The following is a 6,418-nucleotide window of genomic DNA, read 5'->3' on the forward strand; positions in this document are numbered from 1 at the left end:
AATCTGTTAAGGCAGGTGCGAAAAATCCTTCGGGAAAGAAGCAGAAACCCAAATCGTGAGGTTTGGGAATCGCCGTCCGTTTTACGGCGGCGAGGATGTCAAGTCACGAGTCTTCAGGCTTTTGACGTGATAGTACACCCAAAGTTGCCCCAAAAATCCCCCTTTAAAATGTTCTTTAAATCCCTAAAAGGCTTGCTATGTCTAAAACTGAGAATTGCTGGTTGCTAGTAGAGGCAAGATGTTGCCCAAGAATCTCCGCCCTAAAAGTGCGGAGATTGTCAATCCCCTGACGGTGGCTTCTAGCGGAACATTGCGCGCAGGGAACTGGAGAGTTGATTGGCTGCCCGTGCGGCCACCAATCCCGAAAGGGCGGCGACCACCACTGTGGCAAGGCAGGTTAGCTGGGCTGCCCCCGGTCCACCCACCCCCAGCACCATCGCCATGGCGGTCAGAGGTAGGCGATAGCCGCCAGCAATACCGGCCGCTGCCCCCGCCGCACCCGCCAGATCCCCCGAAATCTCAAAGGTGGTTGCGAACACCCGGCCACTGAGGTCGCCGATCGCCAGAAAAGGGACAAACACGCCGCCACAGCCCCCGGCTAAAACGGCAGCGGTGGTGGCCGTGGCCCGGAGCAGAGCTACCGCTAACAGATGGTAAGGAGTTGTTTTAATGTTTTCGGCCCAGACGATAGCGGCTCCCCCTGGTCCAAAAGCCGCTGCGGGGGTCGCCACCTGTCCGATCACGATCGCCAAGAATAGCATCACCAGGCCACCGATCAGGAGACGAGTGGCGGGCTTGTCCCGCAAGCCTCTGGCCCAGTAGATCGCCTCACCAGTGAGGGCTGTAATCGTGCCGGCGATCACTCCGATCAACAAAGTGGCACCCACCGCATCCCAGAAGTCAGTCGGGGCAACCTGCGGCACGACCAGCCGGATCAGTTGCAGCTTAAAGGCAGCGTTGACTCCCCATCCCACCAGTCCCCCGGCTAACATCGCCGCTGCCCGCTCCGGGGTGATCGGAACCTGGCGTCGCTGACTCAACTCAAACATAAAAAAGCTGCCCACCAGAGGGATTCCCATCAGGGCAGAAACACTGGCCGCACCGCCACCGATGGCCAGGGGCCGCACCAGTTGACCTAGGGCTGGATTTATGCTACCTAACCAGGTTCCCGTCGCCACGCCAATATGAGCTGCCGGTGATTCTGTTCCCATGGGCGCACCCAGTCCAACGGTGGAGAGGATGGCCAGGGCGCGCAAGGGGGCTAGATTCCAAGGGAACCGCTCTTCGGTGCCGGATGCGTTCACCACGTCACCGGTCAGGTCGGCGCGAGCAATGTCATGGGGGAAGGAGTACCAGTCCATGAGAGAACCCCAGCGACCAGAGGAAGTTGCCCCCCGGGGAGCTAAGGTCTGCACGGGTTGCCCTCTACCCAGTCCAAACAGGACTAGCACTGCTAAGGTAACGCCCACCAGAGGCAGCAGCAGTAGCCAGACTTTGTCTAGGTCAGAGGCAATCCTGAGGGTTTGCTTAATTGCCTCAGTCAGCAGTACCGCGGCCAGAGAGCCGATCAAACCGCCGAGCAGGCCGCCAACAGCCCATGGGCCTACCCTGGTTAACAGAAGTTGTAGTTTGTTATTTAGCATCGTGCCAAGAAAGTTAAACTTTTATCGTTCCTATAGCAAGTCCATTGGAGTCGTCAAGCAAAACACCCTGAAAGTCTTTACTATATAGTTAGTAAAAGTATAGTCAATTATAAACAGACTGAATTCCATTTGAGAAATTCCCTTCACCTTTACTTCGAGAGATTAATTCTCCTTGGCTGAACTACGCACCTCTCTATCCCATAGCTGAACGGATTTGGCAATGCTTTTCTTAGGATGTTGTAACTTGAAACCACAACGGATTTAGTATAAGTTAACATTTCAATTAGACGTTTATAAGGAATAACGACAAACTTTTGGGTGTTAGCTTTGCCTATGTTAGCCTTCTGTTTCCAGCCGTCATTTTTGCCAATAACTAAAGCAGATTGAGGGTGTGTTAGTCAAAATTAACACACCATTAATTTTATTTTTAAGTCAGAACTGTCCCAATTATGGGATAGATGTTTTAATTTCTTGCATAATCATCAACCTAAAAAGATTTAATCGTGTTCAAAGATTCGGTAACGTGAGCTTTAAAATCTAACATAGAATCGAAAATATGTCTGACGATTCCCTCTTGATCAATGATATAGGTAACTCGTCCGGGGAGGACGAATAAGGTAGAGGGAACACCGAATAATTTACGGACTCGGTTATCGCTATCACTTAAAAGGGTGAAGGGAAGATTATATTTTTGGGCAAATTGTTGATGAGATTGGGGACTATCGGCACTAATACCAATAACTTCCGCACCCGCATCGGTAAACACTTCGTAACTATCGCGGAAAGCGCAGGATTCTGCGGTACAACCCGGAGTGTCATCTTTGGGATAGAAATAAATTACCAGGGATTTTTTACCGATTAAATCGCTGACATTAACCGTTGCCCCTGTTTGGGAAGGGAGAGAAAAATTGGGAACTCGATCGCCTACTTTTATAGCTGCCATAAGATTAATTAATTGAATAGATAATCGTGGATAGGGTGATACTTTACATTCTAACCTTTTTTGGCCTTTTGTTTAGCCCGTTTCGCGGCAGCTTTAGCGGCTTTTTCTGCTTCAATGCGTTTTTGTTCGGCTTTTTGTTTTTCTTCGTCTAGTTTTTCTAGATAATAGTGATAATCTCCTGCATAGACAATTAATTCCCCATCCCGAATCTCGACAATTTTGTTAGCTACCTGGGAGATAAAATAACGATCATGGGAAACAATTAAAACCGTGCCTTCATAAACTTTTAAAGCCGATTCTAACATTTCCTTGGCGGGAATATCGAGGTGATTAGTGGGTTCATCGAGAATTAATAAGTTAGCGGGAGCAAGTAACATCTTGGCTAAAGCAAGACGCGCTTTTTCGCCACCACTCAAAGATTCTACTTTTTTTAATACCGTTTCCCCACTGAATAAAAATCGCCCTAAAAGACTGCGAACCTCCACATCTTTCCAATCGGGAACTTCATCATGAATGGTATCTAAAACAGTTTTAGTTAGGTCTAAAGCTTCCGCTTGGTTCTGCTCAAAATAACTAGGAATAACGTTGTGTTTACCGATTTCGATCGAGCCTTCTGTGGGAGCTTCTAACCCAACAATTAAACGTAAAAGCGTGGATTTTCCTGCACCATTTGGTCCTAAAAACGCCACTCGATCGCCCCTTTCTATTTCCAGATTTGCTCCCAAAAAGAGAATTTTATCATCGTAAATGTGAACAATATTTTTAATAGTTACCACTTCCCGACCACTACGCACTGCTGGAGGAAACTGGAATTTTAAGGTACGCACATCGGCAATTGGTGCTTCAATTTTTTCTACCTTTTCTAATTGTTTTTCCCGGCTTTTTGCTTGGGTACTGCGGGTGGCACTGGCCCGGAACCGATCCACGAAAGCTTGCTGTTTTTCTAGTTCTTTTTGCTGACGTTCGTAGGCACTTAACTGAGCAGATTGTTGTTCGTATTTTTGCTGTAGGTAGGCAGAATAATTACCTAAATAAGTGGTAGAAACTCCCCTTTCAGTTTCGACAATTTTGGTACAGAGACGATCGAGAAATTCCCGGTCGTGGGAAACTATGACCATGGGAGTGGTTAAATCCTTGAGGAATTTTTCTAACCATTCAATGGTTTCTAAGTCTAAATGGTTAGTCGGTTCATCGAGGAGTAAAATATCGGGAGTTTGCAGGAGAATTTTACCTAAACTCATCCGCATTTGCCAACCACCACTAAAGGAACTTACCAAGCGATCGCCGTCATCAATAGTAAAGCCCATTTCTGGTAAAATTTTCTCGATGCGCGCTTCTAATCCGTAACCATCTAACGCTTCAAATTGTCTTTGTAGGCGATCCAATTGATGAATTAAGCGATCTAATTCTTCGGGATCAGCTTTTTCCATGCGCTGGGGAATTTCTATTAGTTGATGGTGGACTTGATTCGCTTCTTGAAACACCGTCCAAAATTCCTCCCGTACCGTCCGACGGGGATCCACTTCAAATTCCTGGGTGAGATAGCCGATATGGAGACTGGTAGGACGGATGATCTCCCCGGCCGTGGGTTCCACTTCCCCCATAATAATCTTCAGCTGGGTGGATTTTCCGGCCCCATTGACTCCCACCAACCCGATGCGATCGCCAGTTTTTACTTCCCAAGTGACATCTTTTAACACTTCTCCCGTCGGGTAAATCTTACTAATTCTCTCTAGTCGTAGCATCGCTGATTTTTCTCCAGTCCTAGGCAGTTGAGGCAGTCCGCCTCTATTGTAACATTTAGTTAAGCTTTATCTGGTCTTTGTCAAGTTTTCTCGATTGAGCCACCCGACAGTATTTTTGATCTGAAAGAGATAATAATGTTTAATCCCTACCCCATAAAAAAAGAAACGGCTAGTTTGATCACCAAAGATGGCATTAGTTTAGCTGCCGATATTTATCTTCCCGATAGTAGGGAATCTTTTCCCATTTTACTAATGCGACAACCCTACGGAAAAACGATCGCTTCCACGGTGGTTTATGCCCATCCTAGCTGGTATGCACGTCAGGGTTATATTGTAGTAATTCAGGATGTCCGGGGACGGGGAAACTCGACGGGAAATTTTAATTTATTTGCCCATGAAATTAGCGACGGATTAGAAACCATTGAATGGGTTTTAACTATTCCTAATAATACGGGTGTGGTGGGAATGTATGGTTTTTCCTATCAGGGAATGACTCAATTATACGCCGCTACTAATGGTCATGCTGCTTTAAAAACTATTTGCCCAGCAATGATCGCTCACAATTTATATCGAGATTGGGGCTATGAAAATGAAGCATTTAATTTACAATATAATCTCGCTTGGGCAATACAATTAGCGGCGGAAACAGCTAGATTAAAAGGGGACGAAACTGCCTATCAAAAACTCTGGGTAGCTTCCCGAAATTTACCCCTTTTTGATCCTATTGCTGCCTCTCCCCAAATTCTGCAAGATTTAGCTGCTGATTCTTTTTATCACGATTGGATTACTCGTTATCTTCCCGATGACTATTGGCAAAATTTATCACCGCAAAACCTGTTAAAAAATATCGATTTACCGATGTTACATATCGGAGGTTGGTTCGATCCTCATCTCCGGGGAACTTTGAGTTTATACCAAGAAATGCAAGCGCGTTCTATCTATCCCCAACAGCTAATTATTGGTGCTTGGACTCATCTACCCTGGGGGAGAAAAGTAGGAGAGATAGATTATGGTGAACAGGCAATTAGTCCCGTGGATAAAATGCAGCTGCAATGGTTTGATTATTTCTTAAAAGGTCAGGAAACGGAGTTATTAAAAAATCCTCCTATGTATCTATTTCAAATGGGGTCTAATCAATGGCGATATCTGGAGAAGTTTCCCAGAGAAAATCAGCAAATTTATTATCTTGCTAGTCAAGGTTTAGCCAATCTGCGCGAGGATGAGGGGAAATTAAGCGCGATTTTGTTAGAACCTGCGATCGAGGATACCATCGTTCACGATCCTTGGCGACCGGTCCCATCTTTAGGAGGTCATAGCGCCCTACCGGGGGGAATATTCGACCGCACCATGCTAGACTGTCGCAGTGATGTGATTACCTACACTTCTCCCCCCCTAGGGAAAGATTTAACGATTTTGGGTAGTCCCCGTCTGGATTGTTATTGTCAAGCAGACGCGGTTAGTTTCGATATCTGCGCGGTGGTTTCTCAAGTTACCCCCGATGGTCGAGTTTTTAATATCACTCAGGGTTATAAACGGGTAAATAATCCCGAATCGCCCCTAAATATTGCCCTGCAAGCCACTTTTATCACTATTCCTCAAGGTTATAGCTTGCGTTTGAGTCTCAGTGCCTCTTGCTTTCCCGCACATCCCGTCAACGCGGGGACTGGCAGCTATCCTCACGCAAGTCGGGCGATCGATTTTTCTGTTATCACAATTAAGGTTTTTTGTCAAGGAAATTTTCCCGCAAAATTGCTATTACCTTTAGTCGGGGAAAGCTAAACCGCTGCGGGGATCGCGAATGTATAAACCTAACACCAGCGAGGAGATAACCGTATCCCAGACGGGGGTGAATTTGTCCTGGCGTTGCCGATTGATTTTAAGCACGAATTGTCTTCTTTTGCAATTTTTAAAACCTAGTAATAGGCTAACTTTTAGTATTCATATCTTGAATGAACTACCCCGCCGCAAGCGGACGGGGTATCAGAATCAAAATAGACTCAATTGTAGATTTTGGTGTAGCTGCAGGTATTCTTTATCTTGTTCTTTTACATATCTCGCTATCATACCTTCATCCCCATGCTTTCCTA

The 6,418-nt window shown here is 46.1% G+C and carries 5 protein-coding genes and 1 pseudogene; 1 reads left to right on the forward strand and 5 read right to left on the reverse strand.

Features of this window, described 5'->3' with window-relative positions:
- Positions 1 to 299 precede the first annotated feature (299 nt).
- From PX482_RS20905 to PX482_RS20915, 3 genes are all read right to left on the reverse strand, one after another.
- Positions 300 to 1,643 carry a chloride channel protein gene (locus PX482_RS20905; protein WP_002760876.1) on the reverse strand — a complete coding sequence of 448 codons (1,344 nt, stop codon included), beginning with the start codon at positions 1,641 to 1,643 and terminating at the stop codon, positions 300 to 302.
- Between the two features lie 487 nt (positions 1,644 to 2,130).
- Positions 2,131 to 2,586 carry a peroxiredoxin gene (locus PX482_RS20910; RefSeq protein WP_002760875.1) on the reverse strand — a complete coding sequence of 152 codons (456 nt, stop codon included), beginning with the start codon at positions 2,584 to 2,586 and terminating at the stop codon, positions 2,131 to 2,133.
- 50 nt (positions 2,587 to 2,636) lie between these two features.
- On the reverse strand, positions 2,637 to 4,331 hold the full coding sequence (locus PX482_RS20915; RefSeq protein WP_288122973.1) for an ABC-F family ATP-binding cassette domain-containing protein: 1,695 nt from the start codon (positions 4,329 to 4,331) through the stop codon (positions 2,637 to 2,639).
- 135 nt (positions 4,332 to 4,466) lie between these two features.
- Between PX482_RS20915 and PX482_RS20920 the strand changes: the two genes are divergently transcribed.
- Positions 4,467 to 6,110: a CocE/NonD family hydrolase gene (locus tag PX482_RS20920; protein WP_002760873.1), complete on the forward strand. Its 1,644-nt coding sequence runs from the start codon at positions 4,467 to 4,469 to the stop codon at positions 6,108 to 6,110.
- Here PX482_RS20920 and PX482_RS20925 read toward each other — a convergent pair.
- Positions 6,093 to 6,215 (reverse strand): hypothetical protein, encoded by a 123-nt coding sequence (locus PX482_RS20925; RefSeq protein WP_256378310.1) that lies wholly within the window; start codon positions 6,213 to 6,215, stop codon positions 6,093 to 6,095. The two genes, PX482_RS20920 and PX482_RS20925, sit on opposite strands and share 18 nt — an antisense overlap.
- A 102-nt stretch (positions 6,216 to 6,317) precedes the next feature.
- Positions 6,318 to 6,418, reverse strand: a pseudogene (locus tag PX482_RS28170) (IS200/IS605 family transposase); the annotation flags it as partial.

The sequence above is a fragment of the Microcystis sp. M53602_WE12 genome (genome assembly GCF_030065455.1).
Taxonomy (GTDB): domain Bacteria; phylum Cyanobacteriota; class Cyanobacteriia; order Cyanobacteriales; family Microcystaceae; genus Microcystis; species Microcystis aeruginosa.

Excerpts from the sequence above, each read along its gene's own strand:
- PX482_RS20905 (WP_002760876.1), bottom strand. The coding sequence starts at position 1,643 with ATGCTAAATAACAAACTACAACTTCTGTTAACCAGGGTAGGCCCATGG.
- PX482_RS20910 (WP_002760875.1), bottom strand. The coding sequence starts at position 2,586 with ATGGCAGCTATAAAAGTAGGCGATCGAGTTCCCAATTTTTCTCTCCCT.
- PX482_RS20915 (WP_288122973.1), bottom strand. The coding sequence starts at position 4,331 with ATGCTACGACTAGAGAGAATTAGTAAGATTTACCCGACGGGAGAAGTG.
- PX482_RS20920 (WP_002760873.1), top strand. The coding sequence starts at position 4,467 with ATGTTTAATCCCTACCCCATAAAAAAAGAAACGGCTAGTTTGATCACC.